The following is a 25378-nucleotide window of genomic DNA, read 5'->3' as shown; positions in this document are numbered from 1 at the left end:
TTAGCTTAACTTTTTAAGTAAGATGATATGTTATAATATCGTCAAAATAGAAAAACGTTTTTTTAGGAGGTGTAAAAATTAAATGGTAGATTTAGAGGAGATTGCCAATGCTGTTATAGCGGGAAATAGAAAAAAGGTTCAAGAACTTGTAAGTAAGGCTTTGGAAAAGGGCTTAAATCCTGAGGAAATTATAAATAATGGACTTCTTGCAGGAATGAGTGTTATTGGGGAGAGATTTAAAAATAATGAAATATTTGTACCTGAAGTTTTAGTTGCAGCTAGATTAATGCAAGCAGGAATGGATATATTAAAACCTTTAATTGCTAAAAATTCTGGTATTATAAAAGGGAAAGTAGTAATTGGGACGGTTAAAGGTGATTTACATGATATAGGAAAGAATTTAGTATCTATGATGCTAGAAGGAGCTGGATATGAGGTTATTGATCTTGGAATTGATGTTCCCCCTGAAAAATTTGTGGAGGCTATAAGAGAGTATAATCCTGATATAGTAGGTATGTCTGCTTTACTTACTACAACTATGCCTTATATGAAAGTGACCATAGATGTTCTTGAAAAAGAAGGGGTGAGGAGGAAGGTTAAAGTAATTGTAGGGGGAGCTCCTGTAACAGAAAGCTTTGCCAAGGAGATAGGTGCTGATGGTTATGCTCCTGATGCTCCATCTGCAGTGGATCTTGTAAATCAGCTTATGGGTTTAGGATAAATGTATAAAATTAGGATAGGCAAAGATAAATTAATTTACTCAGAAAAGGGAGAAAATCTCCTCAGGGTGTTGAGGGATAACAATGTAAGTGTACCTTCCATATGTAATGGGGCAGGATGGTGTGGAAAGTGTAAAGTAAGGGTTTTGAAGGGCAATAGTTTAACTTTGACTGAGGAAGAGAAGAGACTTCTTTCAGAGGAAGAGATTAAAAATAATATTAGGCTTGCTTGTCACCTAACTATTGAAGAGGACTTAGAGATAGAAGTTTTAGAAGAGATTAGTACTTTCAATTTTTCTAAAGAGATAGAATATAAAACTTCTTTAAATCCCTTAGTAAACTTAGAGAGATTCCGGAATAAAATAGATTCTAAAGATATAGATATCTCTTATATAGAGTATATAGAAAAAAGGAAATATGTCGTAAGAAATTTAGAAATAGTTAGAAGATTACCAAGCTTTTTAAAGGATGGATACTTGGAAGGGACCATAGTAGTGTTGGATAATGAGGTCATAGATTTGAGGGAGAAAGATTTAGAAAAAATTTATGGATTTGCTATAGATATCGGAACTACAACTTTGGTTGTTTCTCTTTTAGATATTACCACAGGTAAAAGAGTAGGAGTTAAGATGGAGATTAATCCTCAGGTTTCTTATGGAGCTGATGTTCTTTCACGAATTAATTATGTAATGAGTGATCCTCATGGGCTTTTTGTTTTATGGGATCTGCTCATTTCTAAACTTGAGGATATGATAGGTAGTCTTTGCAAGGAGAAGGATATAAGTGTTAATGATGTTTATGTTGGTTCTATAGTTGGTAATTCTATAATGACACATATTTTTCTTGGAGTAGATCCTTCAAGTATTGGGGTTTTCCCCTTTACTCCAGTCTTTAAGAAGAGTTTTCTAATTTCTTCTAAAGACCTTTTTAAAAGCATTAAAAATGCAAAAATTTACACTTTTCCTCTTATTTCTGGCTATATAGGTGGGGATATTGTATCAGGAATTTTAGCTTTAGGTATGCATCGTAAACCTGAAAATAGTCTCCTTATAGACATAGGAACTAATGGGGAAATAGTATTGAAGCATGATAACAAATTATTTTCCTGCGCTACTGCAGCAGGTCCTGCTTTTGAGGGAGGAAATATATCTCAGGGAATGATAGCAGTAAGTGGTGCTATAGATCATGTGTGGATTGAGGACGGTAAGGTAAAGTATAGTGTCATTGGGGGTACAGAGGAAAAAGGTATAACGGGTTCGGGTTTGGTAGATGCTATAGCGGTAATGCTGGATTTAGAGGTATTAGATAAAACAGGAAGAATGAGAAAAAATGAGTTTAACGTAGGAAAGGTGAGGATAACCCAAAAAGATATAAGAGAGTTTCAATTGGCAAAGTCTGCTATAAGGGCTGGAATAGAGGTATTACTTAATAAAGCTGATATTACCTATGAAGATCTCGATAGAATATATGTGGCAGGAACCTTTGGAAATTACATTAATTTAGAGAATGCTATTAAAGTAGGGCTTTTACCTCCTATTGAAATTAAAAAATTTGTTATTTCAGGGAATACAGCTTTAATGGGCGCAGAGATATTGCTTCTTAATAAGGAGTTAATAGAAGAAGCAGAGGAGATAATTAAAAAAGTTAAATATATAGATTTATCGTTATCCTCTGAGTTTCAAGAGTTATTTGTGAAATTTATAGGGTGGGGTTAGAACATGATGATTTCTGAAAAGAAGAGACTTGTAATTCCTCTTTTAGGAGCTCCAGGAATTAAACTTACAGGTACTACTCTTAAGCAAAATTTAATTGATCCCTCCATTCAATTTAAAACCCTTTATAAAATTTTAGAGAGATTTAATCCTGATGGAATCTTTCCCTTTATGGATCTTACTGTGGAAGCAGAAGCTTTAGGATTAAAAATTGATTTTCCAGAAAATGAGAATCCATCAGTAAGAGAACATCCTATAAAAGATAGGGAGGCTTTAGCTGAGTTAAAAAGAAAATGGAATGGTATTTCTGGAAGAATGAAAGTTTTTATAAAAGTCTGTGAGATGATGGTAAAGGAGTTTGATAGAATTAAAGGAGGATATGTTATTGGTCCCTTTACTCTTGCTGGAGAGCTTATGGGTGTAAATGATTTAGGGATTAATGTATTAGAGGAGCCAGAGTTTGTTAAAGAGGTTGTGGAATTTACTACAAAGGTGATTTTAGAATATGCTAAGGTCCTTTTTGAGACAGGAATAGATGTAGTTGCAGTCCTAGAACCTACAGCGGTAATTCTTTCTCCTCAGCTTTTTAAAGAGTTCTCAATGAAATATTTCAAATATCTTTCCTCAGAGATTAAGAGACCTCTTATTTATCATATATGTGGGAATACTAAACACTTGATTGAGGATATGGGTAAAAGTGGCGCTTGGGGATTAAGTCTTGATAGTGCTGTGGATTTAAAATGGGCATCTGAGATTGTTCCTTCGAAGGTAAATTTGATAGGTAATTTGGATCCTGTAGGGGTGTTTTTGCAGGGAAGTCCTGAGATGGTGTATGAGAGAACTTGGAAACTCCTGGAAAGGATGAAAGATGTGGAGAATTTTATATTAAGTTCTGGATGTGATATTCCTGTGGGGACCCCTCTTGAGAATATTGATGCATTTATGCAAGCTGCTAAAAATTTTTGAGTAGTTATTGAAAAACTCCGACGATTTTGGTATTATATCTGATAAATTTTATGGTTTTGAGGAGGTGATGAAATTGTTATGGATCATGCCTTGCCCGAAAAGGGCGGTTCATATAGAAGCAAACATATCAAAATTCGAAAAAGGGAGGTATAGAGAATGGCAAAGACAATTGAGGAAATAAATGAGAAGATCCGCCAGGGTAAGGCAGTGGTGGTTACTGCCGAAGAGATGATTGATATTGTGAGAGAAAAAGGAGTAGAAAAAGCTGCAAAGGAAGTTGATGTGGTAACAACGGGAACTTTTGGTATTATGTGTTCATCGGGAATATATTTTAACATAGGACATACAAAACCAAAAATAAAACTTGGTGGAGGAAGGGTTTATTTAAATGGTGTTCCAGCTTATGCAGCATACGCAGCAGTGGATCTTTTCCTTGGAGCAAATGCTCTTCCCGATGATGATCCCAGAAATAAATATTATCCTGGTGATTTTGAGTATGGTGGTGGACATGTAATAGAGGATCTTGTTTCAGGAAAAGAAATAAGAATCACCGCTCAAGCTTATGGCACTGATTGTTACCCAAGAAAATTTCTTGATGCATATATAACTATACATGATTTGAATGAAGCAGTGCTTTTTAATATAAGAAACGCTTATCAAAACTATAATGTAGCTGTAAATTCATCAGATAAGACTATATATACCTACCTAGGAATGCTGAAGCCCCGCTTTGGGAATGCTAATTATAGCAGTGCAGGACAACTCTCTCCCCTATTAAATGATCCTTACTATAAAACCATAGGAATAGGCACAAGAATATTTCTTGGAGGAGGAATAGGATACGTAGCTTGGCATGGGACTCAACATAATCCGAATGTAGAGAGAACGGAAAGAGGAATACCAAAGGGGGGCGCAGGAACTCTTGCAGTAATAGGAGATTTGAAACAAATGAGTAGTGAATGGCTTAGAGGCGTTAGCATGAAGGGATATGGCGTGTCTCTTGCAGTGGGAATTGGAGTTCCTATTCCTATTTTAAATGAGGAAATTGCTTTTTACACTTCTGTAAGTGATGAGGATATATTAGCCCCTGTAGTGGATTATGCTACAGCCTATCCTAATAGAGAATCGGACGTTATAGCTTATGTAACCTATAAGGAATTGAGAAGTGGAGAAATAGAATTGTTTGGCAAAAAAGTTCCTACAAGTCCTCTTTCTAGCTATTTTAAGGCAAGAAGAATTGCTGAAATTCTTAAAGAATGGATTAAAGAAGGTAAATTCTTACTTACTTCTCCATCTGCCCCAATTCCTGGAGTTGAGTCAGGAATCAAATTTAAACCCTTTAGCGGGAAAGAGATATTGGAGGAGGTGGAGAAGAGATGAGAACTGAAAGGATTGTCTTACACTTTCCTAAAGAGCTTGCAGATAAACCCATAATTGTAAACTTGGTGAAGAAGTTTGATCTTGATTTTAATATATTGAAAGCCACCATTACTCCTGATGCAGAAGGGGTTATGGTTTTGGAAATATCAGGAGAAGACGATAATTTTTTAAAGGGTATAGAGTATTTAAAAGATCTTGGAGTATCTATACAGCCCTTGTCTAAGGATGTGATATGGCTTGAAGAAAAGTGTGTCCATTGTGGGTATTGTGTAAGTTATTGTCCGACAAAGGCCTTGTATAGAAATGAGAAGACATTGATGGTTGGTTTTGATTCTCAAAAGTGTACCGCATGCGGAGTATGTATAGAGATTTGTCCATATAATGCTATGGAGATGAAAATTTTTGTATAAAATTAAGACTTGATGAAATAAAATGGGGGAGATGGTTTTTACTTTATCCCCCATTTTCAATTGTGGAAATGTCATCGGATAAGTATATAGAGAGAACCTATAGAAAATATATGAGAGCTCCTGACCTTGTGTCTTTTCAGGTAAAGGTACAAGAGAGTGATCTATACATTCTTGCTAAAAAAGATCTAAGAAAAGAGGCAGAAAAACTTTTAATATTTTATAGAAGACAGATTGAAGACTATATTTTAAAAGATCCAGTATTTAAATTAACCTTGACTCCTTATAAACCCAAAGATAACGCTCCTGAGATAGTAAAGGAAATGAGTTTTTGGTCAGAAAAGGCAGGAGTTGGTCCTATGGCTTCGGTGGCTGGAGCTATAGCAGAGTACATAGGAAAAGAGCTTTTGAATTATTCTGACGAAATTATTGTGGAAAACGGTGGAGATATATTCATCTCTACAAAGAGAGAGAGAAAAGTAGCTATATTTGCTGGTGAATCACCTTGGAGTAACAAAATAGGTGTTTTAATTCCTCCTGGAACAACCTTTGGAGTATGTACATCGTCAGGAACGGTTGGTCCTTCCTTAAGTTTTGGAGTGGCTGATGCGGTAATGATTGTGTCTCCTTCAGCAATTTTTTCAGATGCCTTAGCAACAACCCTTGGAAATATGATTAAAACTGATAAAGATATAGAAGTTGCTCTTGAATTTGCCCAAAGGTTTCCCGAAGTAATACAGGTAGTAATAGTTTATGGTAAACATCTTGGTGTATGGGGAAATCTCAAACTTATAAGATTGTAATTATACAATCTCAATTATAACTTGTACGTTATCTTCAGGAGTATTTATATCTACAAGTTTTCCTCTAAAATCAGGGTCATTAACGAGGTTTTCTATCTCTTCAGGAGATATTTCTACTTTTTCTCCATACTTTTCAGCATAGGTGTTAGCAAACTTTAATCCCCACTTTAATAAGGAAAGAGGTACATTTATATTTACAATATTCTTACCATTTTCAATAACGTTTACTCTTAAATATCTTTTCTCCTTTTTACTAGTTTCCTCCAATGTTTTTATTAGTTCTTCTGCTTCGTCAGCTTTTATTCTTCCTTCTTCTACAAGTTTTAAAATTTTATATCTCTCTTCTTTCATCCTTAAACTCCTCCTTTTTTTAGGGAATATCAACTTTAGACCAATATACACAAAAATTAGGGGCCATAATTTCCATAAATCCTTCAGTAAAGGGATATCAAAATTGTTCGCTAAAAGAGATAGCCCTAAAATTATTAATACAACACTCCAAAATATCTTATTAAACATCTTCTCCCTCCTCTAAAATTTTCAGAGCATCCTGTACAGTTATTTCTCCTCTTTCAAGTTTGTTTATAATCCATTTTACTTTATCCTTAGGTTCTTCCTCTTCCTCAGAAAGAAGTCCAAGTTTCTTGAGAATACTATCTAATTTACTTCTTACCGTAGGATAGGAAAGCTTTAAAATTCTTTCCATTTCCTTAACATTTCCTCGGGTTTTTAAGAACAATTCTAAGAATTCAAGCTCTTCTTGAGGAAGACTTGCTAAGCGGTTTACCCAAAATTCACCCTCTATGGTAATTTTACAATTAGGGCATTCAAGCTTTTTAATTACCATTTCATTACCGCATATAGGACATCTTGGTAATGGATGTGGCATTCCCTTCCTCCTTTAAAATTTCTATGAATAAGTTTATAAAATTTAAAATAAAAAATCAATATATTGAAAAAAGAAATTTTAAAAAATAAAAAATTTTACTCTGAGCGCAAAGCTTGAATGGGATCTAAATTTGCTGCTCTCATGGCAGGTAAAACTCCAAAGATGAGCCCAATAAAAAGGGAAAATAGAAAGCCTAAAATTAGGGTTGAGTAAGAGAGATTATAAGGTACCTCAAATCTGGATAGTATTTCTCCTGTGATGATAGATAGGCCTATTCCAAGGGTTCCACCAATCATTCCTAAAAATCCAGATTCGGTTAAAAATTGTATAAGAATATCTTTCTTCTTCGCTCCAATTGCTTTTCTAATTCCTATCTCTTTATATCTTTCCGTTACAGAAACCAGCATTATATTCATGATACCTATTCCTCCCACAATAAGGGAGATAGCTGCTATTCCAGCAAGGGTTAAAGTCAATATGTTTAATATATCGTTCATAGCAGAGAGTAAATCTTCTTGCTTTGCAATGACAAAATTTAATTTTCCTCTTCTTTGCTTTAGGACAAATATCAATTTTTGTCTATATATTTCTATGTTTTTGCTATCTCTGACTTGTACGATAAGGAAATTCAAAATTTGGTCACCTTTTAACATCAAAGCAGTAGTTAGGGGGATTATTATTCTTGAGTCTAAATCTCCTAAGCTTTGATTATATCCTCTCTCTTTTAAGACGCCTATTATTCGAAAGTTGTGATCTCCAATTTTTATTATTTTATTTATGGCTTCCTTGTAATTAATGGCTATGTTTTTTGCTACCTTAGGTCCTACAATACATACTTTCTCTTTTGCATTTTGCTCATAGGAAGTAAAAAATCTTCCCTCACTTATGGAATCTCTGTTTATTAAGAGTCCATCATTATCAGTACCATGAACAGTAGCTTCAAGGGGAAAGATTTGGTAGTAAACATTGTAGTAAGAGGATATTAAAGAAGAAACTAATAATTCATTTTTAAAGAGAGCCCTTAGATATAATAGGTCATTATAATTAAATAGCTGAGGTATTCCTCTTCTTGTCCTTTGTATTTGTATGGAAGTGAAAGTTCCTCCAGTTTCCAAAGCCGATGGAAATATTATTAAGGTATTACTACCAAGATTTTCTATTATTTGAAGAGTTTGATTTTTAGCGCCCTCTCCTATAGATATGAGGAGTACCACAGAAAATACTCCAATGATTATTCCTAATATGGTTAAAAAAGACCTAAGCTTGTTAGATTTCAAGGAATAAAGAGCTAATTTTAAGTTTTCCTTAAGCTGTGTCTTCATTTTATGCTATTTTCTATTTTTACTTTCATATTATTTGAGATCTTATCAATAGGTGATATTATTACAAGGTCTCCCTCTCTTAGTCCTTCTTTTATCTCAATCTCATCAAGGGTCATATCTCCAATCATGATTTCTTTCTCTTTTGCTCTTCCATTTTCATATAGATATACGTAGGTTTTTCCCTCCTTAAAGGTTATGGCATTTAAGGGAATAGTAAGAATATTCTTCTTTTCTCCGATATTTATGGTGGCTGAAATGGTCATTCCTTCCACAACCATTTCTCCCAATTGGGGAAGAGGGATATAGATTTCATATGAATAGGTCCCATCTTTGTTTAGAGATGGAATTTTGCTTATAGAGGCAACTTTTCCTTCCCATGGGTTTTGATCAAGGGCATCCACATTAACTACCGCCTTTTGCCCCTCTTTAATCTTTAAAATATTATTTTCATCCACTTTTAATATGGCATTCAATGAAGTGGGGTCAATTACAATAAAAGCTGGATTATTTTGAGGCAAAGATAAGTTAAACATATTAAGTAAATTTGCGAAGTTTCCTAAAAGATTATTTAAATTTAAGTTGTTTTGAGAGGCCTGTACTGTTTCTAATGGAGAAATATTGATCTTTGCAATAATCCCATTTATGGGAGATCTTATTATCCTTTCTTCATACAGTTTGTTTAAAGATTCATAATATGACTCCAAGGTTTTTATCTGATCTTGACTTATCTTAATTTCTGATTGGGGATTAAAGGTACTAAAGGCACTGCTGATTTTAGCAAGTTCAATTATATTTTTAATCTGTTCTATTTGTTTTTTTAGATCTTCTGCATCTATTATTGCTAAAACTTCTCCTTTTTTCACCTTATCTCCTGGTTTTACTCTTACTTCTCTAACGGTTCCTGAGACCTTTGGATAAATCTCTATTTTCCTTAGAAAGGAAAGATTACCACTTAAGTTAATGGTTAAATTCAAATTTTTTCGGTTAACTCTTTCTACTTTTACGGAAAGAGTATTGTTTAATTTATAGAAAATAGTTAAAGCTAGTGCTATGATTATAAAAACTACTATCAATATTCTTTTCATATTCTACTTCCCATCTTCTATTTTTTCTAAAAATTCTTTCAAGAATTCCAAATATCCTTTAGTATATCCTGCAAAATTTTCTAAATTACGAAGAATAATTTTATCATATTCTTCTTTAAGAGTAGAATTATTTCCTTTAAACAATTCTTTTGGAGCCTTATAATTTTTAGTGTTGTTAATGCCCGGAAAATACTTTGATTGAATTTCAAATAATTTTCCTGCATCATTTCTTGCTGTCCATGCTGCTTTAATTCCTGCTTCCTCAGGATTTTCTATTTTATAGGGTTTTGCTTTCTTTAAGGTATCAATATATAAGGGATTTTGATTTAAGATTTGATATTCTTGGTAATCTTCAAGGGTATAGTGGTGATTTTCTCCTTGAGCAATTACTTTATCAAGATTAAAGATATTTTTAATTACATTTCCAAGGGGCATAGGATAGGCATGAAAGGGTTGAGTTAGGTCTTGGAGATAATGGAGACTGTAGGCAAAGAATCTAAATCCCCAATAATAATCTTTCTTTTGAAAAGCTTCCTTTGCTAAGTTCCAGAAATGTATTATCCTTTTTGGAGCTTCCCCCAGTTTTAATGCTCCTCCAAGGGCAATGTAGTATTGGTGTCTCCATCCTGAGCTTCCTCCTGTGAGTTTTTGCATGGAATTTAAGTTGATGTTATCATCCATACCATTGTCTGGTTCTATTACATATCTTGTAATAATTGTTATAGCATCTATGGTATCTCCTATTTTTTCTCCCCTATAAGGTATGGTATAGGCTGGATTATAGGGCGAAGGATCGTTATAGGTATACGGTGTAACTTTTATTTTATTATATTTTCCAAGCCATGGATAATCTTTCAATATGAGCTCTGTCATTTCTCTGTGAGCTGACCAAGAGAAAATTGGAGAAATTAAAACAAGAAGTAAAATTCCTAAAAAGATAATTCTTTTTCTCATAGATTTAACCTCCTTTATACTACTCTCTCACCTGTACTTTTTTTAAAAAGATAAATCCTCTTTGGTAGAGAGAAAGATATATTTTCTCCACAACGGTATATTTCTCCTGATTTAATCTCAATTTTTATGGAAGTGTTATCTTCTAATTGTATGTGTAATATTTTAGAAGGATCTGCCGGAGTACCATCAATAAAATATATCTCGCCTTTAATATCTCCATCGGGATTTATTAGTACATCCCTCCCATGAAATCCTAAAAGATATTCTCCATCTTCTATTGGTTTTTCTAAGGGTATACCCTTGTTTCTCCATATAATCTGAGAGTTAATTACTTTTACTTCTATCAAATTCATGGAAGGTTTTCCAAAAAAAGATGCTACAAAGGCATTTTGTGGATTATTTGCTATTTCATCATAGGTCCCTATTTGAATTATTTCTCCATTATTCATGATTCCTATGAGATCTCCTATACTTATTGCCTCGGTCTGGTCATGGGTTACATACACAGAGGTTGTATTAAACATTACAAGAAGCCTTTTTAGTTGAGCTCTTGTAATAACCCTAAGTTTTGCGTCAAGATTAGAGAGAGGTTCATCAAAGAGCATAATTGATGGATTTCTTATTATGCATCGCCCTATGGCAACTCTTTGTTGCTCTCCTCCAGAAAGCTCCTTAGGTTTTTTGTCTAATAGATATTCAAATCCTACACCAAGAATTTTTGCTGTTTCCTTTATTTTTTCATCAATCTCTTTTTCAGGGGTTTTTTTAATCCAGAAAGGAAAAGCTAAATTTCCTCTTGCTTTATAGTGGGGATAAAGGGCATAGTTCTGAAAAACCATGCCAATTTTTCTTTCATAAGGAGAAAGTTCTGTTACGTCTTCATTATTAAAAAATATTTTTCCTTCATCGGGTCTTTCTAAACCTGCAATTATCTTTAAAAGGGTAGTCTTACCACATCCTGAAGGCCCTAATATGGATATGGTTTTGCCAGGGGGTATTTTAAAGTTTATATTTTTAAGAGCATATAAGATTTCATTTTTTGTTTTAAAAGTTTTTGTGATGTTTTCTAATCTAACTTCTATACTCATTTTTTATATGTTAAAAATTTTCTCATCTATAGGTAAGTTTATTTTAAAGTTTCTATATATTCTTTTATGGACTAATTCGTTTTGTCCATTTATATTTTCGTATTGCTCCAATTGAATTGGGACGAAGGTATTCTTTTCTACATATATTCTCTGCATGGAATAATTATATAAGCGATCTTTGCTTTCCCCAATTTCAATAACATAACAATTGTATCCAAATATACTTACCTCTTTTATAGATTTGGGCTTATATTTACTCAGTATGTCAAGAATGTAGTCAAAAGTTAGCTCATTTATTCTTCCCTTTCTTATAGAAAGCACAATGGGGTCGTCTATGTTTAGAGATAAAGGTATAAAGCTTAAAACTCCTCCTTTTTTATATCTTATTCTATTGTTTTGGTACACAATGGTGGTTCCTTTGTCTTTTCCTTCAAGGACTTCCAGTCTTAATTTATCTGGTTTTTGAAAGTAGTATTCATAGGTTACGTTTTCTTCAGTATTTCCAGCTTTATTATAGACTTCGAGGATACAGTAAAAACTTTGAAGATTCCTGTAGAAAGATGACATCCTTTCCAAAATCTCTTCATAAGATATAGCATACGATAAGCTTATTACTAAAAGGAGGAGTAGGAGGATTAAAGTTGTAAACCTTGCAGTCTTCATTTCAAAACTCCTCAGTTTTAATATGTTCATAAGTGTCTATAGTCCCATAAATGTACTTTCCAAAATATAAAAGGGGTTTAAATTTTTCAGGAATGTAGGTATTTTTGAAAAATTCTTCGTGGGCTTGAGCATACTGTACTCTGCCAATTATAATATGATGATCCGCAGGAAGATCAATGATTCTCTCAAGGGTACATTCAATATGAGCTAAACACTCTTTAACTATAGGAGATCTTATTTTCTTTGCGGGTATAGGCGTAAGATTTGATTTTTTGAATTTGTTTATCTTTCTTCCCGAGTATCTTCCACAAATAAATACCGCTTTTCTTAATGAGTAATCTGGTATATTTATTGCAAAATCTCCTGTTTCTTTAATTAGTTCGTAGGTATATCTTTCAGGTCTTAAGCTTATACTAATAAGAGGAGGATTTATGCTTATAGGGGTTATCCATGAAGCCGACATTACATTTGGATTGTTATTTTTTCCAATACTTGTTATAAGTATTCCTGGCAATGGATGTATTAGATAGACGAAATTTGATTTTACCTCGTGATACATAGATTCCTACCTCTATAATTTTAAGATCCATTCGAAGTCATAATTTTTAGAGGAAAAAACTCCATTTTTATATTCTAATTTTTCAGTTTCTAAGAAAGCTATTATTTGAGCTCCAAATTTATTTAAATCTTTTGTCTTAGCATATTCTTTAACTGCAGAAAGGGCGAAGTTTAGAAATAATGTTTTTCCGTTATATAAGTCTTTATCGTCTTGGGTATAAAGTACTATGTTTATACCGGTCTTTTCAGGAAGATTAGAAGAACTTAGGGGAGCTACTAAATTTTTAAGGATTCTGTTTATCATAGACGGATAGGGGAGTCCTTTTTGGTGAAGTTTGGTGTAAAAGGATAAGTTTAAACCAATTGCAGGATGGTATATAGGTATACCCATTCTAAAGGTGTCATCAAGGGCTTTTAAGTCTTTTTCCAAATTTGTTTTTGACAAGCTATCAAAGGTTAGTACATGTAAAATAAAAATTGTAGCCTGCCTTTTAGGGGGTTGAGTTTTTGTGGGAGTTTGAGTTTGGGCAAAGACTAAGGTCAGCAAGAAGCATAGCAATAATAGCATTACAAGAATGTTATTCTTTTTCATTTTATCCTCCTCTGTAAATTAATTTCAGCTTAAACTATTATATAATAGTTTATCATGAATAACCAATTTGATGGTGAAAAGAAAATATTCATAATACCCTCAAAGAAGAAAAAAGAATTTCTTGAGAGAGTTGAAAGGGATCTTAATGAGGAACAAAGAAAGATAGTCTTAGAATCAGATGGCCCCTCTTTAGTTATTGCTGGGCCAGGATCTGGAAAAACAAGAACTATTGTCTATAGGGTAGGGTATCTTGTAGCCTTGGGTTATTCTCCTCAAAATATAATGCTTTTGACCTTTACTAACCAAGCTGCAAGACACATGATTAATAGAACCCAAGCACTTATAAGAGAGGACATTGAAGAAATTTGGGGTGGAACGTTTCATCATGTGGGAAATAGAATATTGAGAATTTATGGGAAAAGAATAGGTATTGGTGGGCAATATAACATTCTCGATAGGGAAGATTCTTTGGATCTTATTGATGAGTGTCTTGAAGAATTATTTCCTAAGGAAGATGTTGGTAAGGGAATATTAGGTGAAATTTTTAGTTATAAGGTAAACACAGGAAAAGATTGGGAAGAGGTTTTAAAGATAAAAGCACCTCAAATAATAGATAAGATTGAGATTATTCAAAAATTATTTGAGAGGTATAAAGAAAGAAAAAGAGAGCTTAATGTCCTTGATTATGATGACTTACTTTTTTTTTGGTACAGACTTCTTTTAGAGGATGAGAAGACAAGAAGAGTTTTGAACGATAGATTTTTATACATCCTTGTGGATGAATATCAAGATACAAATTGGCTTCAAGGAGAAATTATAAAACTTATGAGGGAAGAAAATAAAAACATATTGGTAGTCGGCGATGATGCTCAAAGTATATATTCTTTTAGAGGAGCAACTATTGAGAACATTTTGTCTTTTCCAGAAGTTTTTTCTGGAACAAGAATTTTTTATTTGGTATTTAATTATAGAAGTACTCCTGAGATAATAAATCTTGCCAATGAGATAATAAAGAGAAATACAAGGCAATATTTTAAAGAAATAAAACCTGTCCTAAAAAGTGGAAGCAAACCAAAACTTGTATGGGTAAGGGATGAGGAGGAAGAAGCTCAATTTGTAGTTGAAGTTATAAAAGAATTGCATCGAGAAGGTATTAAATACAAAGATATAGGGGTGCTCTTTAGATCTAATTATCATTCTATGGCTGTCCAGATGGAACTCACCATTCAGGGTATACCATACGAGGTTAGAGGTGGATTAAGATTTTTTGAGCAAGCTCATATAAAAGATATGCTTTCTCTTTTAAAAATTATTTTTAATCCTCAGGATGAAATCTCTGCTCAAAGGTTTTTTAAGTTATTTCCTGGTATTGGTAGATCTTATGCCAAAAAACTATCCCAAGTTTTGAAAGAATCTAATGATTTTGAAAGAATTTTCCAATTGCCATTCAGTGGTAGGACTCTTGAAGGTATAAGGATATTGAAAGTTCTTTGGGATAAGATTAAACCTATTCCAATTCAAAGGTTTTCAGAGATTTTAAGAATTTTTTTCCATGAGTATTATAAAGATTATTTAGAAAGAACTTATCCTGACTTCAAAGATAGAGAAAAAGACGTTGATCAGCTTATTCTCTTTTCAGAAAGATATGATGATCTTGAGAAGTTTTTGAGTGAACTTACCCTTTATACCTATGCAGGAGAGAAACTCATAGAAGAGGGGGAAGAAAAGGATTTTGTAGTTTTGTCCACAGTCCATCAGGCTAAAGGGCTTGAGTGGCATGCTGTATTTATTTTAAGGCTTGTTCAGGGAGAATTTCCTTCTTACAAAAGTATGGAAAATATAGAAGAGGAAAGAAGGCTTTTTTATGTGGCAGTTACAAGAGCAAAAAAGGAACTATATGTGATTACGCATCTTACAAAAAGAGTAAAAGATATGAATATTTTTAGTAAACCGTCTATTTTTATTGAAGAGCTCCCTTACAGGGAGCTCTTTGAGGAATGGATAGTTCAAAGAGAAATTTAGTCTATTGATTTTTTAATAATTCATTAGCTTGTTCTGCAAATATGAAATCTACTACTTCTATATCCACATTCTTTACTCCCTCTATTTCTTTAACTGCCTTTTTGATGGAAAGAGCAAGTTGTATTCCTAAGGGACAGAAAGGAGTTGTCGGTCTGAACACTATTTTTACATTTCCATCATTATCTACTTCTAACTTGTCTATGGTATTTAGAGTAACTAAGTCAAGTCCAACCTCTGGGTCTATTATCTCTTTGAGCTTGTTTTCTATAGCTTCCTTTAAATTCATACCATTCACCTCGTAATTTTTTTGTTAGTATAATATAATAAAATATCCTAAGATAAAATTAAAGAAATGTTAAATTTGATTTGGGAGGTAAGTAATGAAGAAAATATTAATTGTAGAAGATGAAGAAAATGTAAGGGGACTCATTAAAGAGACCTTAGGGTTTTTGAATAAGTATGAAATTCATGAGGCTGGTACGGGTAGAGAGGCACTAGAAAAAATAAAGGAATTAAATCCAGATTTAGTGATTTTAGACATAATGCTTCCTGATATTGATGGATATACCATATGTGAGCAGATTAAAGAGGACCCTTCTTTAAATTCTCTTGTCCTAATATTGACCGCAAGATCCAGCAATCTTGACAAGAAGGTAGGTTTTAGTATGGGGGCTGACGATTACATGACTAAACCTTTTGGACTTGCTGATTTGATTACAAGGGTAGAAAATCTTTTAGGAGAGTAGAGAGATTAAGAAATAATTTTTAATATCTTATGAAAACTTATTATAACGAGAAGAAAGAAAAATTTCTATCTTTATTTAGAGGGTTACTTCTTTTTACAGCCTTACTTCTTGTAAAATTTGACATAATTCCTCCAATAAGCCAAAGCATTTTTAACATATTCCTTATAATCTCCTCTGTTTATATATTGATTACAACGGTTTTTCCTATTTATAAATATTCTCTTTTTTATAAATACGAGATTTTTTCTGCAATAGATGTGATTATTGTAGCCATACTTGTGTATCTCACGGGAGGCATTTCCAGTGATTTGTATTTGTTCCTTATTTTTCCCATAGTCTCATCGGCTTTTAGGTATGATTTTAGATCTGCCATACTTTCTGCAATATTAGTTACTCTTATTTTTACTCTCTTTGGTATTGTTCAAGGAATCAATATAATTTTAAGTTCTGCCTATATTAGGGTTATTGAACTTGGTATTATAGCTATAATTCTTGCTTTGTTCTTAAACTATATAGGCAGAGAAAGCTTAAGGCTTGAGCAGAAAATTAATGAGATGAAGATTTTTTCGGAGATAATAAAGACTGTCAATTCCTCTTTAGAGACTAAGGAGGTATTATCTTTAATCTTAGAATCTGCAGTAAAGCTCTTAGGAGCCGATGGTGGGACGATCTTTTTAAAAGATAAGGAGACAGGAGATTTAATATTTGAAAAAGCTATAGGGGAAAAAGGGGAATTATTGGAAGGAAAAAAACTATCTAAGGGAGAAGGGGTAGTAGGTTGGGTTGTAGAGAATGGATCTCCTGTAATTATCAATAATCCTCAAAAAGACCCACGTTTTTCAAGTTATTATGATAAACTTTCTGGATTTAAAACAGGATCCATAATTTGTGTACCATTAAAGGTGGAAGATGAGGTTCTTGGAGCTATAGAGATTATTAACAGTAATAGAAACAGAAAATTTACAGATTATGACCTGGACATGCTTATGAACTTGGCATATGAGACTTCTATAGCCTTGAATAAAGCATTACTCTATAGCCAGGTTAATTTAGAAAGGGAAAAGATGAAAAAGATTCTTGAAAATGTAGGGGATGGGCTTGTCATTTTAGATGGGAGAAAAAGACTATCCATGTTCAACAATGTGGCAAGTGAGATTTTTCAGCTTTCATTTGGGCAAGCAGGCAAGAGATGTACAGAAGTTTTAAAATGTAGGAATTTATCGGGAGAAATAATGTGTTCTGAGTGTCCGTTGGACAAAATGGTTTTTCAAGGACTTTCTTTGATGCAGTATGAGATGAAGGTTTGGAATGGGGAGAAAGAAATTATCTTAGGATGTAATCTTTCGGGCACTTGGGAAGGAAGAAAAGTTACCAATTTTATCCTTGCTCTTAGAGATATAAGCTTGGCAAAAGAACTTGATAGAATGAAATCAGAATTTGTTGCCAATGTATCCCACGAATTGAAGACACCATTAACAGCTATAAAGGGTTATAGTGAACTTTTAATGAAGATGAATCTTCCTCCAGAAAGGGTGAGAAACTACTATCAAATAATTTATAAAGAATCGGAAAGACTAACTCAGCTTGTAAATGATTTGCTTGAGGTATCAAGGATAGAATCAGGTAGAATTGAGTTAAAAAAAGACATGGTAGAAATAAGAAAGATAATAAAAGAGAGAGCTACTTTCTTTCAGACTCGGACCTCAAAACATACTATAGTTTTACAATTTCCTGAATATCCTACCTTTGTTCTTGGTGACTCTGCAAGGCTTACTCAAGTTTTTCATAATCTTTTAGATAATGCTATTAAGTATTCACCTAACGGAGGGAATGTATGGGTTAGGGTTGCTGATAAGATGGAGGATATATTAATAGAAGTACAAGATCAGGGAGTGGGAATTCCGCCAGAGCATCTTCCCCACATTTTTGATAGATTTTACAGGGTAGATAGTTCTTTGAGAAAGTCTACAAGTGGGACAGGTCTTGGTCTTTCTATAGTAAAGAGTATTGTTGAGGCACATGGTGGAAAGATTTCAGCGACAAGTAAGGTGGGAGAAGGTACCACATTTACCATAAGGCTTCCAAGAAGATTTTCTCTTATAGATCCCCTTACAGGGACCCTTTCACTGCCATACTTTTTTCCCATATTATGGAGGGAGATGTATAAGACTCAAGGTCCTTTTGCGTTTGGTAAGATCTCTTATGAGTTTGAGGGGCTTATTTCAGATAATGTGAGAAAGAATACTGTTTATAACCTTGCAAACAGGTTAAAAGAGAGATTGAAGCCTAATGATTTAATTGGGCATGGTTTTGACAGATTTTACCTTTTTACAAGGACTGTTATGGATATAGAGGAAAAAATCTCCCATATCCCTTTAGGAGATATGGGAGCTCTAAAGGTACATTTTAAGTTTTTATCTTCTGTTAACAGTAGTATAGAAGAAGTAGTTAAGGTTATAAACGAAGATTTTCAATGATTTTCCCATGTGGAAATACTATAATTAGGCGCCTCCCTTGTGATTATTATGTCGTGAGGATGGCTTTCCCTTAATCCTGCATTGGTAATCTTTATGAATTTTGTCTTAGTTCTTAGTTCTTCAAGATTTTTAACTCCACAGTACCCCATCCCAGATTTTAATCCACCAACGAGTTGAAATAGTACTTCCGATACAGGTCCTCTATAGGGTACTCTTCCCTCAATACCTTCGGGTACTAATTTTTCTGAATTTTCTTGGAAATATCTGTCTTTGCTTCCTTCTTTCATGGCTGATAAAGATCCCATTCCTCTATATACCTTAAAACTTCTTCCTTGATATATCTCTATTTCACCAGGGCTTTCCTCGGTTCCTGCAAGTAGACTTCCTAACATTACTGCATGAGCACCTGCTGCTATAGCTTTGGTAATGTCTCCAGAAAATTTTATGCCTCCATCGGCAATAATAGGTACATTATGTTTTTGGGCCTCCTTAGCACATTCCCATATGGCAGAAAATTGTGGTACTCCTATTCCTGCTACTACCCTTGTGGTACATATAGATCCTGGCCCAATTCCTACTTTGACCACATCTGCACCTGCATCAATTAAAGCTTTCGTACCTTCTGCCGTAGCCACATTTCCAGCAACAATGACAACCTCTTTTGAGAATAATTTCTTAAGTTCCTTTACCGTTTCTAACACCTTCTTATGGTGACCATGAGCAGTATCAATTACGATTACATCTACTTCTGCCTCTACAAGGGCTTTTGCTCTTCTTATAGCCTCATCTCCAACACCTATAGCTGCACCTGCAAGAAGCCTACCTTTTTTATCCTTTGCAGCATTAGGATATTGTCTCATTTTTTGTATGTCTTTGATGGTTATAAGTCCCTTTAATTTGAAGTCTTTATCTACAATGGGAAGTTTCTCAATTTTATATCTTTGAAGTATCTCTTGGGCGTCTTTTATGGTTATTCCTACCTGAGCTACTATAAGGTTGTCTTTAGTCATGATCTCAGATACTTTTTTGTTCATGTCTGATTCAAACCTCAAATCTCTGTTTGTCACAATACCTACTAATTTCCCGTCTCTTTCTACCACAGGAAGGCCCGAAATGTGATATTTTGCCATTATACTTAAAGCTTCACCTACTGTTTGATCAGGGTATAAGAAAATAGGATCTGTGATCATACCATGTTCAGATCTTTTTACCTTATCTACTTCTTCCGCTTGTCTCTCAATACTCATATTTCTATGGATTATACCAAGACCACCCTCTCTTGCTATAGCTATTGCCATTCTTGCTTCTGTTACGGTATCCATAGCAGCACTTAATATGGGTATATTTAAATGAATTCTATCAGTAAGATAAGTATCTACGCTTACTTCTCTAGGAGTCACTTCACTATATGCTGGTACTAATAATATATCGTCGAAAGTTAAAGCCTCTCCTAAAAACCTTTCATCGAAGTTCATAGCAAAATTCCTCCTTTTGGTTTGTGAAAATTTTCAATTATTTTATTTAAGGGAACCTTAAAAGTCAAATTTATTTTTTGTAAAATTATTAATCATGAAATACAAGATAGTATTTTACGATGTTAAAGAGAATAAATATAGTATAAATGCTCTGCTTGGAGCTTTAGAAAAAGACTTTAAAAATTTTGAGATAGGTTTTGTAGAAAAAAGCCAAGTTGATTTTTGGTTAGAAAATATAGAAAAGGATGTATTTTATATTTTTTGTGTATCCTTCTTTACTACTCAGTTTTTTGAAACAGAGGCTCTTTTAAAAAGGATAAAAGAAAAAATAGAAAATGTAAAAATTATTGCGGGAGGACCTCATGCCTCAGGCGATCCTTATAGTACACTTAAAATTGGAGCAGACATTGTAGTAGTGGGAGAAGGAGAGAAGATTTTCCCCGAGATTATTAAAAGAATTATTTCTGGGGAAGATGTTAAAGGAATTTTTAAAGGAGAATCTTTTGTCAAGCTTGATGATTATTTTCCTTTCTCTCTAAGATTTAAAAGGTTTGGCCCTATTGAAATAAGCAGAGGATGTCCTTATGGATGTTATTTTTGTCAAACTCCAAGAATTTTTGGGGGAGTTATGAGGCATAGGAGTACGGAAAAAATTTTAGATATCGTTAAAATAATGAATAAGCTTAATTTGAAAGACATAAGATTTATAACCCCTAATGCTTTTGCTTACGGTTCTCTTACAGGAAAAGATGTTAATTTAAGAAGGCTTGAAGAGTTACTTTATGGAATAAGAAATATAATTGGAGATAAGGGAAGAATATTTTTTGGATCTTTTCCTTCGGAGGTAAGGCCCGAACATGTTAGAGAAGAAATTTTGGAGCTTCTTAAAACCTATGCTGATAATGATAATTTAGTAATAGGAGCCCAATCTGGAAGTCAGAGGATTCTTGATTTAGCTCACAGAGGACATACTGTTGAGGATGTTTATAGAGCTGTTAGTTTAACTTTAAGATATGGTTTAAAAGCTAATGTGGATTTTATTTTTGGGCTTCCTTATGAAGAAGAAAGAGATATTGAAGAAACTTTAAAATTTATAGAAGAATTAGTAAAAATGGGAGCAAGAGTGCATGCTCATACCTTTATGCCTCTACCAGGAACTCCTTTTGCTAAATTTCCTCCAGGTAAGCTTGAAGGAATGTATAAAAAAATTATAAACAGGCTACTTCCTAAGGGAGTTATCTTTGGTAATTTTAGAGAACAAGAAAAAGTAGCTTGGGAAATTTACAATTATTTTTCTTTAAGGGAAGAGTAAATGATTCCAATAATAATAAGAAGCATTCCTAAGGTTTGGAGGAGGGTTATTTTTTCTTTAAGAAAGACTAAAGCAAGGAGTGTAGCTATAACTGTTTCACCTATTAATATGATGGAAGTTGCATTAGGAGAAAGAATTCTTATAGCATAGTTTGCTGATGTATGTCCTATAAGTTGAGGAATTAGTGCAAGTAGAAAAACATTGAAGTATATTTTGAGAGGGTACACTATAAGAGGTGTTTTTGTTAGAATTGCAAATACTAAAAGGATTATCCCTCCTGTGAAATAGACTAATGTGATATATGAAGACACACTTAAATTGGGAGATAAATACCTTCCCATATAAAGATAGATGGCAAAAGTAATAGCTCCTAATATAGCAAGTAGTTCTCCCTTTCCAAATTTTAAAGAGATTTTGTTATTAGTTATTAAAACTATACCCAGAAGTATAAAAAATAAAGAAAGAAAAAAACTTCTTGTAGGTTTTTTCTTCTCAAATATATAAGAAAGAAGAGAGATAAAAATGGGACTTGTATTTACAAGGACTACTGCATTAGCAACAGTGGTCAAGAAAAGGGAAGAAATCCATGAGTAGAAATGCATACCTAAGGAAAGTCCTGCAATAAGTAATATAGGGAGATTTTTAGGCAATTTTAAGGTTTTTCTGTTTAATAAAAGTAGAATTAAAGATGCAATAAGTAACCTATAGGAGGCTATGATTATAGGTGGAGCAGAGGTGAGTCTTATTATTAAAGAAGCTGAAGCCATAGCTGTTATGCCAATTATAAGAAATATATAGGCTTTTTCTTTTTCTGTCTTGTTTTTCAGCATTTAGAGTAGTTCTAAGCTTAAGTCTAAACTTTTGTAAGAGTGGGTAAGTTTTCCTATTGATATAAAGTTTACACCTAATCTGGCAATCTTTTCCAAATCCTCTAAGGAGATATTTCCAGAAACCTCAATCATTACTTTTCCCTTTGCTATACTTACTGCCTCTTTAAGAGTATCATAGTCCATATTATCTAAAAGCACAATATCAGCTTTACTTTCAAGAGCCTCCTTTAGTTCTTCTAAGTTAGTCACTTCTACTTCTATTTTGTAAACATGAGATACTCTTTCTCTTACTCTTTCTATCGCCTCTTTTATGCCTCCAACAGCTCTTATATGATTATCCTTTATTAGGACCATGTCATAAAGTCCAAATCGGTGATTTTCGCCACCACCTATTTTTACTGCATATTTTTCAAAAATACGCAAAGTTGGAGTAGTTTTTCTTGTATCTAAAATCTTGACCCCATAAGGCTTTACAACATCCACACATTTCTTTGTATAGGTTGCTATACCTGAAAGCCTTTGAAGAAAATTTAGAGCAGTTCTTTCTCCCATCAGAATTGTTTTTGTTTTTCCTTTTATCTCTAAAATTACATCTCCCTTTTTGATTTCATCTCCATCCTTTTTAAATTCTTTAAATTCTATTTTACTATCAAGGAGTTTAAAAACCTCTTCTGCTACGGGTAAACCTGCAAGTATTCCTTCCTCCTTTGCTATAATTACTGCTCTTGAAATCATATCTTCAGGGATAGTGCTTTCTGTAGTAATATCTCCAAAGCCTATATCTTCTTTTAATGCTTCTTCAACAATTTTTCTTAAATGAAGGTAAGGAATTAACCTCACAAAATATCACCTCTTTTTCTCTTTCCCAGATTATATGTTTTTTCCATTCTTCCTTAGATTTTGGATAATCTATTCTAAAATGTGCTCCACGACTTTCCTTTCTTATTAAAGCAGAATTTATCATAAATTTGGATATTAAAAGCATATTTTTAAGTTCCACAAAGGATCTATCTAGAATAAAGGAATTATGCAGTTTTTCAATTAAGTTATCAATAATATTTTCTGCATCTTTTAATTCTGTTTCATTCCTTATAATTCCTACTTTATCCCAAAGGATTTTTTTAAGAATTTTTATTCCTTGATTTACCTCGTTAAGAGAAATATTCAGGAGGTTATTTTGATGTTTTGGAATAGAGTGATTCTTAGCTGGATCTTCATTCAATATGGCATCAATACATCTTTTACCAAAGACAAGTCCCTCTAAGAGGGAATTACTTGCTAATCTATTAGCACCATGCAGTCCTGTACATGCAGTCTCTCCACATGCATAGAGATTTTTTAAATTTGTCCTTCCATATTCGTCGGTTTCAATTCCTCCCATAAAATAATGAGCAGCAGGGGAAACTGGTACTAATTCCTTAGTAATATCTATGCCGTGTTCCATACATTTTTTGTAAATATTGGGAAATCTTTCTTTTATCTTTTTCTCCCCAATGGGTCTAAGATCCAAATATATTCTATCTTGAGTTTCTAACATTTCGAAAAATATTGCTCTTGTCACTACATCTCTTGGGGCAAGTTCCGCGAGGGGGTGATAGTTTAACATAAATCTTTCTCCAAAGGCATTTAAAAGATAGGCTCCTTCACCTCTTACTGCTTCAGAGATGAGAAATCTTTGTGGAGAAGCCACATCAAGAGAGGTGGGATGAAATTGAAAGAATTCAAGATCCATTATTCTTGCACCAGCCCTAAACGCGATTGCAATGCCATCCCCTGTTGCAGTGAGAGGATTTGTAGTATGTAGATATAGTTGACCTGCACCACCTGTGGCTAATATAATGTATTTTGAAGTAAATATTCTAATTTTCCTTTCTTTTGTGTCGAAAAAAACGCCCCCATATACCTCATCTTCATAGGTTAATAGATCTATCAACACGTAGTGCTCGTAGATATTCGTATTCTTTCTGTCTTTTACAATGTTTATAAGGGTTCTTGCTACTTCATATCCTGTGGCATCTCCTTGGGCATGAATTATTCTTCTCTTGCTATGGGCAGCTTCTTTTGTAAAGGCGAGACCATCAATTTTATCAAAATTTACCCCTAATTTAATAAGGTCTTTTACTCTCTCTATGCCTTCTTGTACTACTATTTTTACAATTTTTTCTTCGTTAAAGTCTGCTCCTGCACTTAAAGTATCCTTATAGTGGAGTTCTGGAGAGTCTTCAGGATTTAGAGCTACAGCAATTCCACCTTGAGCATAGTACGTATTACTTTCTTCTAATCTATCTTTAGAAAATAGGGCTATTTTGAAATTTTCAGGAGCATAATATGCTGATATAAGTCCTGCTATACCGCTACCTACTATTATTAAATCGTATTCTTTTTCAAAATCTTCCTCAGAAAAAGGCAATATAAACCTTTCTATCATAAACTAAGCATTCTTTCTATGGGTTTTATAGCTTTCTCTCGGGTAGACTCTTCTACTTTAACCTCTGGCTCTAAATTCTCAAGACTCGTTAATATTTTATCAAGAGTGATTTTTTTCATATTGGGACATATTGCAAGGGGGGATGCAAGGTAAAATTCCTTTTCAGGGTTTTCTTTTCTTAAGCGGTGTAAAAGTCCAACTTCTGTTCCTATAATATAGCGTTTTCCGTTATCTTCTTTTACAAATTTAATTATCCCACTGGTACTTGCAATTTTGTCTGCGAGATCTAAGACTTCTTTTCTACACTCTGGATGAACTACTACTTTAGCGTCTTTATATTTTTCTTTAAGGGCAATAATGTCTTGAGGAAGTATTCTTTGATGGGTTGGGCAAAAGCCATTCCATATGATTATCTCCTTTTTAGTATGTTTGCTAACATAATATCCTAAATTTCTGTCAGGTATAAAAATAACTTTTTCTTCTGGAATTTTCTCTACTATGAAGGTGGCATTAGCAGAGGTGCAAATGTAATCACTTTCTGCTTTTACTTCTGCTGATGTATTTACATATGCTACTACTGCATAATTAGGGTACTTTTCTTTTAGTTCCTTGACTTCTCTCGGAGTAATAGTATTGGCAAGGGGACAACCCGCAAAAAGATCGGGAAGTATAACTTTTTTGTCTGGAGCAAGGATAGAGGCTGTTTCAGCCATAAAATGCACGCCACAAAATATGATGACTTCTTCCTTTACTTGGGCGGAAATTCTTGCAAGCTCTAAGGAGTCTCCTACAAAGTCTGCTATATCTTGAACTTCTGGAAGCTGATAATTATGAGCTAAAATTATAGCATTCTTTTCCTTTTTTAGTTTTTGTATCTTCTCTTGTATAGTCATTTTAAAATCTCACCTCTAAAAGAAGAGTCATATAGAATTATAAGTTAATGAAATATT

The 25378-nt window shown here is 33.5% G+C and carries 25 protein-coding genes and 1 pseudogene; 10 read left to right on the top strand and 16 right to left on the bottom strand.

What is annotated here, in order from left to right; all coding sequences use genetic code 11:
- Positions 1-82 precede the first annotated feature (82 nt).
- The 6 genes from ACP5QL_RS03680 (at position 83) to ACP5QL_RS03655 (ending at position 5987) form a co-directional block, all read left to right on the top strand.
- Positions 83-721: a cobalamin B12-binding domain-containing protein gene (locus tag ACP5QL_RS03680; RefSeq protein ID WP_428125460.1), complete on the top strand. Its 639-nt coding sequence runs from the start codon at positions 83-85 to the stop codon at positions 719-721.
- Positions 722-2434 (top strand): ASKHA domain-containing protein, encoded by a 1713-nt coding sequence (locus ACP5QL_RS03675; protein ID WP_273333712.1) that lies wholly within the window; start codon positions 722-724, stop codon positions 2432-2434.
- A gap of 3 nt (positions 2435-2437) precedes the next feature.
- Entirely contained in the window at positions 2438-3397 is a 960-nt protein-coding gene (locus tag ACP5QL_RS03670; RefSeq protein ID WP_012583099.1) for a uroporphyrinogen decarboxylase family protein, read from the top strand.
- A 156-nt stretch (positions 3398-3553) separates the two neighbouring features.
- A complete protein-coding gene (locus ACP5QL_RS03665; protein WP_424662190.1) occupies positions 3554-4777 on the top strand; it encodes a homocysteine biosynthesis protein in 1224 nt (407 codons plus the stop codon).
- The gene (locus ACP5QL_RS03660) at positions 4774-5187 is read left to right on the top strand and encodes an NIL domain-containing protein (protein ID WP_012583101.1); all 414 of its coding nucleotides are present in this window, start codon (positions 4774-4776) and stop codon (positions 5185-5187) included. Before ACP5QL_RS03665 ends, ACP5QL_RS03660 begins: the two co-directional genes overlap by 4 nt.
- A gap of 68 nt (positions 5188-5255) precedes the next feature.
- Complete coding sequence (locus ACP5QL_RS03655; RefSeq protein WP_272994837.1) at positions 5256-5987, top strand: UPF0280 family protein; 732 nt, start codon at positions 5256-5258, stop codon at positions 5985-5987.
- On the opposite strand, the gene ACP5QL_RS03650 is transcribed toward ACP5QL_RS03655, so the two are convergent.
- From ACP5QL_RS03650 to ACP5QL_RS03605, 10 genes and pseudogenes are all read right to left on the bottom strand, one after another.
- On the bottom strand, positions 5988-6338 hold the full coding sequence (locus ACP5QL_RS03650; RefSeq protein WP_012583103.1) for an SHOCT-like domain-containing protein: 351 nt from the start codon (positions 6336-6338) through the stop codon (positions 5988-5990).
- Between the two features lie 21 nt (positions 6339-6359).
- A pseudogene (locus ACP5QL_RS03645) lies at positions 6360-6506 on the bottom strand (LiaI-LiaF-like domain-containing protein); the annotation flags it as partial.
- Positions 6499-6876 carry a DUF2089 domain-containing protein gene (locus tag ACP5QL_RS03640; RefSeq protein WP_012583104.1) on the bottom strand — a complete coding sequence of 126 codons (378 nt, stop codon included), beginning with the start codon at positions 6874-6876 and terminating at the stop codon, positions 6499-6501. The pseudogene ACP5QL_RS03645 and the gene ACP5QL_RS03640, both read right to left, overlap by 8 nt.
- 95 nt (positions 6877-6971) lie before the next feature.
- Positions 6972-8198 (bottom strand): ABC transporter permease, encoded by a 1227-nt coding sequence (locus tag ACP5QL_RS03635; RefSeq protein ID WP_012583105.1) that lies wholly within the window; start codon positions 8196-8198, stop codon positions 6972-6974.
- Positions 8195-9283, bottom strand: coding sequence for an efflux RND transporter periplasmic adaptor subunit (locus tag ACP5QL_RS03630; RefSeq protein ID WP_272994834.1), 1089 nt, complete (start codon positions 9281-9283; stop codon positions 8195-8197). The genes ACP5QL_RS03635 and ACP5QL_RS03630 overlap by 4 nt, the downstream gene beginning before the upstream one ends.
- Before the next feature lie 3 nt (positions 9284-9286).
- Positions 9287-10237, bottom strand: coding sequence for a hypothetical protein (locus ACP5QL_RS03625; RefSeq protein ID WP_272994832.1), 951 nt, complete (start codon positions 10235-10237; stop codon positions 9287-9289).
- A 14-nt stretch (positions 10238-10251) separates the two neighbouring features.
- Complete coding sequence (locus tag ACP5QL_RS03620) at positions 10252-11325, bottom strand: ABC transporter ATP-binding protein (RefSeq protein ID WP_012583108.1); 1074 nt, start codon at positions 11323-11325, stop codon at positions 10252-10254.
- A gap of 3 nt (positions 11326-11328) precedes the next feature.
- Positions 11329-11988, bottom strand: coding sequence for a LolA family protein (locus tag ACP5QL_RS03615; RefSeq protein WP_012583109.1), 660 nt, complete (start codon positions 11986-11988; stop codon positions 11329-11331).
- Between the two features lies 1 nt (position 11989).
- Positions 11990-12547, bottom strand: a complete 558-nt coding sequence (locus tag ACP5QL_RS03610) for a flavin reductase family protein (protein WP_428125453.1) — start codon at positions 12545-12547, stop codon at positions 11990-11992.
- A gap of 12 nt (positions 12548-12559) precedes the next feature.
- The gene (locus ACP5QL_RS03605; RefSeq protein WP_012583111.1) at positions 12560-13138 is read right to left on the bottom strand and encodes a hypothetical protein; all 579 of its coding nucleotides are present in this window, start codon (positions 13136-13138) and stop codon (positions 12560-12562) included.
- Between the two features lie 54 nt (positions 13139-13192).
- On the opposite strand from ACP5QL_RS03605, the gene ACP5QL_RS03600 reads away from it, so the two are divergent.
- Positions 13193-15160, top strand: a complete 1968-nt coding sequence (locus ACP5QL_RS03600; protein WP_428125449.1) for an ATP-dependent helicase — start codon at positions 13193-13195, stop codon at positions 15158-15160.
- A 1-nt stretch (position 15161) separates the two neighbouring features.
- Here ACP5QL_RS03600 and ACP5QL_RS03595 read toward each other — a convergent pair whose 3' ends face one another.
- Positions 15162-15446, bottom strand: a complete 285-nt coding sequence (locus ACP5QL_RS03595; RefSeq protein ID WP_012583113.1) for a metal-sulfur cluster assembly factor — start codon at positions 15444-15446, stop codon at positions 15162-15164.
- Positions 15447-15540: 94 nt separating this feature from the next.
- Between ACP5QL_RS03595 and ACP5QL_RS03590 the strand changes: the two genes are divergently transcribed.
- Together ACP5QL_RS03590 and ACP5QL_RS03585 are read left to right on the top strand one after the other, a co-directional pair.
- A complete protein-coding gene (locus tag ACP5QL_RS03590; RefSeq protein ID WP_012583114.1) occupies positions 15541-15906 on the top strand; it encodes a response regulator transcription factor in 366 nt (121 codons plus the stop codon).
- Positions 15907-15935: 29 nt separating this feature from the next.
- Positions 15936-18383, top strand: coding sequence for an ATP-binding protein (locus tag ACP5QL_RS03585; RefSeq protein WP_428125445.1), 2448 nt, complete (start codon positions 15936-15938; stop codon positions 18381-18383).
- Here the strand turns inward: ACP5QL_RS03585 and guaB are convergent.
- Positions 18377-19858: an IMP dehydrogenase gene (guaB, locus tag ACP5QL_RS03580; RefSeq protein ID WP_012583116.1), complete on the bottom strand. Its 1482-nt coding sequence runs from the start codon at positions 19856-19858 to the stop codon at positions 18377-18379. The two genes, ACP5QL_RS03585 and guaB, sit on opposite strands and share 7 nt — an antisense overlap.
- A gap of 94 nt (positions 19859-19952) precedes the next feature.
- Here guaB and ACP5QL_RS03575 point away from each other — a divergent pair, with 94 nt between their 5' ends.
- Positions 19953-21170, top strand: coding sequence for a TIGR04013 family B12-binding domain/radical SAM domain-containing protein (locus ACP5QL_RS03575; protein ID WP_012583117.1), 1218 nt, complete (start codon positions 19953-19955; stop codon positions 21168-21170).
- On the opposite strand, the gene ACP5QL_RS03570 is transcribed toward ACP5QL_RS03575, so the two are convergent.
- From ACP5QL_RS03570 to nadA, 4 genes are read right to left on the bottom strand one after another with little or no spacing between them, the layout of a single operon-like run.
- Complete coding sequence (locus tag ACP5QL_RS03570) at positions 21146-22000, bottom strand: DMT family transporter (protein ID WP_272994823.1); 855 nt, start codon at positions 21998-22000, stop codon at positions 21146-21148. The genes ACP5QL_RS03575 and ACP5QL_RS03570 overlap by 25 nt on opposite strands.
- Complete coding sequence (gene nadC / locus ACP5QL_RS03565) at positions 22001-22840, bottom strand: carboxylating nicotinate-nucleotide diphosphorylase (protein ID WP_272994822.1); 840 nt, start codon at positions 22838-22840, stop codon at positions 22001-22003.
- Positions 22800-24428, bottom strand: coding sequence for an L-aspartate oxidase (gene nadB / locus ACP5QL_RS03560; protein WP_428125439.1), 1629 nt, complete (start codon positions 24426-24428; stop codon positions 22800-22802). Before nadB ends, nadC begins: the two co-directional genes overlap by 41 nt.
- Complete coding sequence (gene nadA / locus ACP5QL_RS03555) at positions 24425-25321, bottom strand: quinolinate synthase NadA (RefSeq protein ID WP_012583121.1); 897 nt, start codon at positions 25319-25321, stop codon at positions 24425-24427. The genes nadB and nadA overlap by 4 nt, the downstream gene beginning before the upstream one ends.
- Positions 25322-25378: the final 57 nt, after the last annotated feature.

The sequence above is a fragment of the Dictyoglomus sp. genome, from assembly GCF_049968615.1.
Lineage (GTDB): Bacteria > Dictyoglomota > Dictyoglomia > Dictyoglomales > Dictyoglomaceae > Dictyoglomus > Dictyoglomus turgidum.
The sequence above is the reverse complement of the archived record's forward strand: the minus strand, read 5'-3'. Positions and strand labels throughout refer to the sequence as shown.

Bases quoted from the DNA above. Each gene is read 5' to 3' on its own strand.
- ACP5QL_RS03680 (WP_428125460.1), top strand. From the start codon at position 83: ATGGTAGATTTAGAGGAGATTGCCAATGCTGTTATAGCGGGAAATAGA.
- ACP5QL_RS03675 (WP_273333712.1), top strand. From the start codon at position 722: ATGTATAAAATTAGGATAGGCAAAGATAAATTAATTTACTCAGAAAAG.
- ACP5QL_RS03670 (WP_012583099.1), top strand. From the start codon at position 2,438: ATGATGATTTCTGAAAAGAAGAGACTTGTAATTCCTCTTTTAGGAGCT.
- ACP5QL_RS03665 (WP_424662190.1), top strand. From the start codon at position 3,554: ATGGCAAAGACAATTGAGGAAATAAATGAGAAGATCCGCCAGGGTAAG.
- ACP5QL_RS03660 (WP_012583101.1), top strand. From the start codon at position 4,774: ATGAGAACTGAAAGGATTGTCTTACACTTTCCTAAAGAGCTTGCAGAT.
- ACP5QL_RS03655 (WP_272994837.1), top strand. From the start codon at position 5,256: ATGTCATCGGATAAGTATATAGAGAGAACCTATAGAAAATATATGAGA.
- ACP5QL_RS03650 (WP_012583103.1), bottom strand. From the start codon at position 6,338: ATGAAAGAAGAGAGATATAAAATTTTAAAACTTGTAGAAGAAGGAAGA.
- ACP5QL_RS03640 (WP_012583104.1), bottom strand. From the start codon at position 6,876: ATGCCACATCCATTACCAAGATGTCCTATATGCGGTAATGAAATGGTA.
- ACP5QL_RS03635 (WP_012583105.1), bottom strand. From the start codon at position 8,198: ATGAAGACACAGCTTAAGGAAAACTTAAAATTAGCTCTTTATTCCTTG.
- ACP5QL_RS03630 (WP_272994834.1), bottom strand. From the start codon at position 9,283: ATGAAAAGAATATTGATAGTAGTTTTTATAATCATAGCACTAGCTTTA.
- ACP5QL_RS03625 (WP_272994832.1), bottom strand. From the start codon at position 10,237: ATGAGAAAAAGAATTATCTTTTTAGGAATTTTACTTCTTGTTTTAATT.
- ACP5QL_RS03620 (WP_012583108.1), bottom strand. From the start codon at position 11,325: ATGAGTATAGAAGTTAGATTAGAAAACATCACAAAAACTTTTAAAACA.
- ACP5QL_RS03615 (WP_012583109.1), bottom strand. From the start codon at position 11,988: ATGAAGACTGCAAGGTTTACAACTTTAATCCTCCTACTCCTCCTTTTA.
- ACP5QL_RS03610 (WP_428125453.1), bottom strand. From the start codon at position 12,547: ATGTATCACGAGGTAAAATCAAATTTCGTCTATCTAATACATCCATTG.
- ACP5QL_RS03605 (WP_012583111.1), bottom strand. From the start codon at position 13,138: ATGAAAAAGAATAACATTCTTGTAATGCTATTATTGCTATGCTTCTTG.
- ACP5QL_RS03600 (WP_428125449.1), top strand. From the start codon at position 13,193: ATGAATAACCAATTTGATGGTGAAAAGAAAATATTCATAATACCCTCA.
- ACP5QL_RS03595 (WP_012583113.1), bottom strand. From the start codon at position 15,446: ATGAATTTAAAGGAAGCTATAGAAAACAAGCTCAAAGAGATAATAGAC.
- ACP5QL_RS03590 (WP_012583114.1), top strand. From the start codon at position 15,541: ATGAAGAAAATATTAATTGTAGAAGATGAAGAAAATGTAAGGGGACTC.
- ACP5QL_RS03585 (WP_428125445.1), top strand. From the start codon at position 15,936: ATGAAAACTTATTATAACGAGAAGAAAGAAAAATTTCTATCTTTATTT.
- guaB (WP_012583116.1), bottom strand. From the start codon at position 19,858: ATGAACTTCGATGAAAGGTTTTTAGGAGAGGCTTTAACTTTCGACGAT.
- ACP5QL_RS03575 (WP_012583117.1), top strand. From the start codon at position 19,953: ATGAAATACAAGATAGTATTTTACGATGTTAAAGAGAATAAATATAGT.
- ACP5QL_RS03570 (WP_272994823.1), bottom strand. From the start codon at position 22,000: ATGCTGAAAAACAAGACAGAAAAAGAAAAAGCCTATATATTTCTTATA.
- nadB (WP_428125439.1), bottom strand. From the start codon at position 24,428: ATGATAGAAAGGTTTATATTGCCTTTTTCTGAGGAAGATTTTGAAAAA.
- nadA (WP_012583121.1), bottom strand. From the start codon at position 25,321: ATGACTATACAAGAGAAGATACAAAAACTAAAAAAGGAAAAGAATGCT.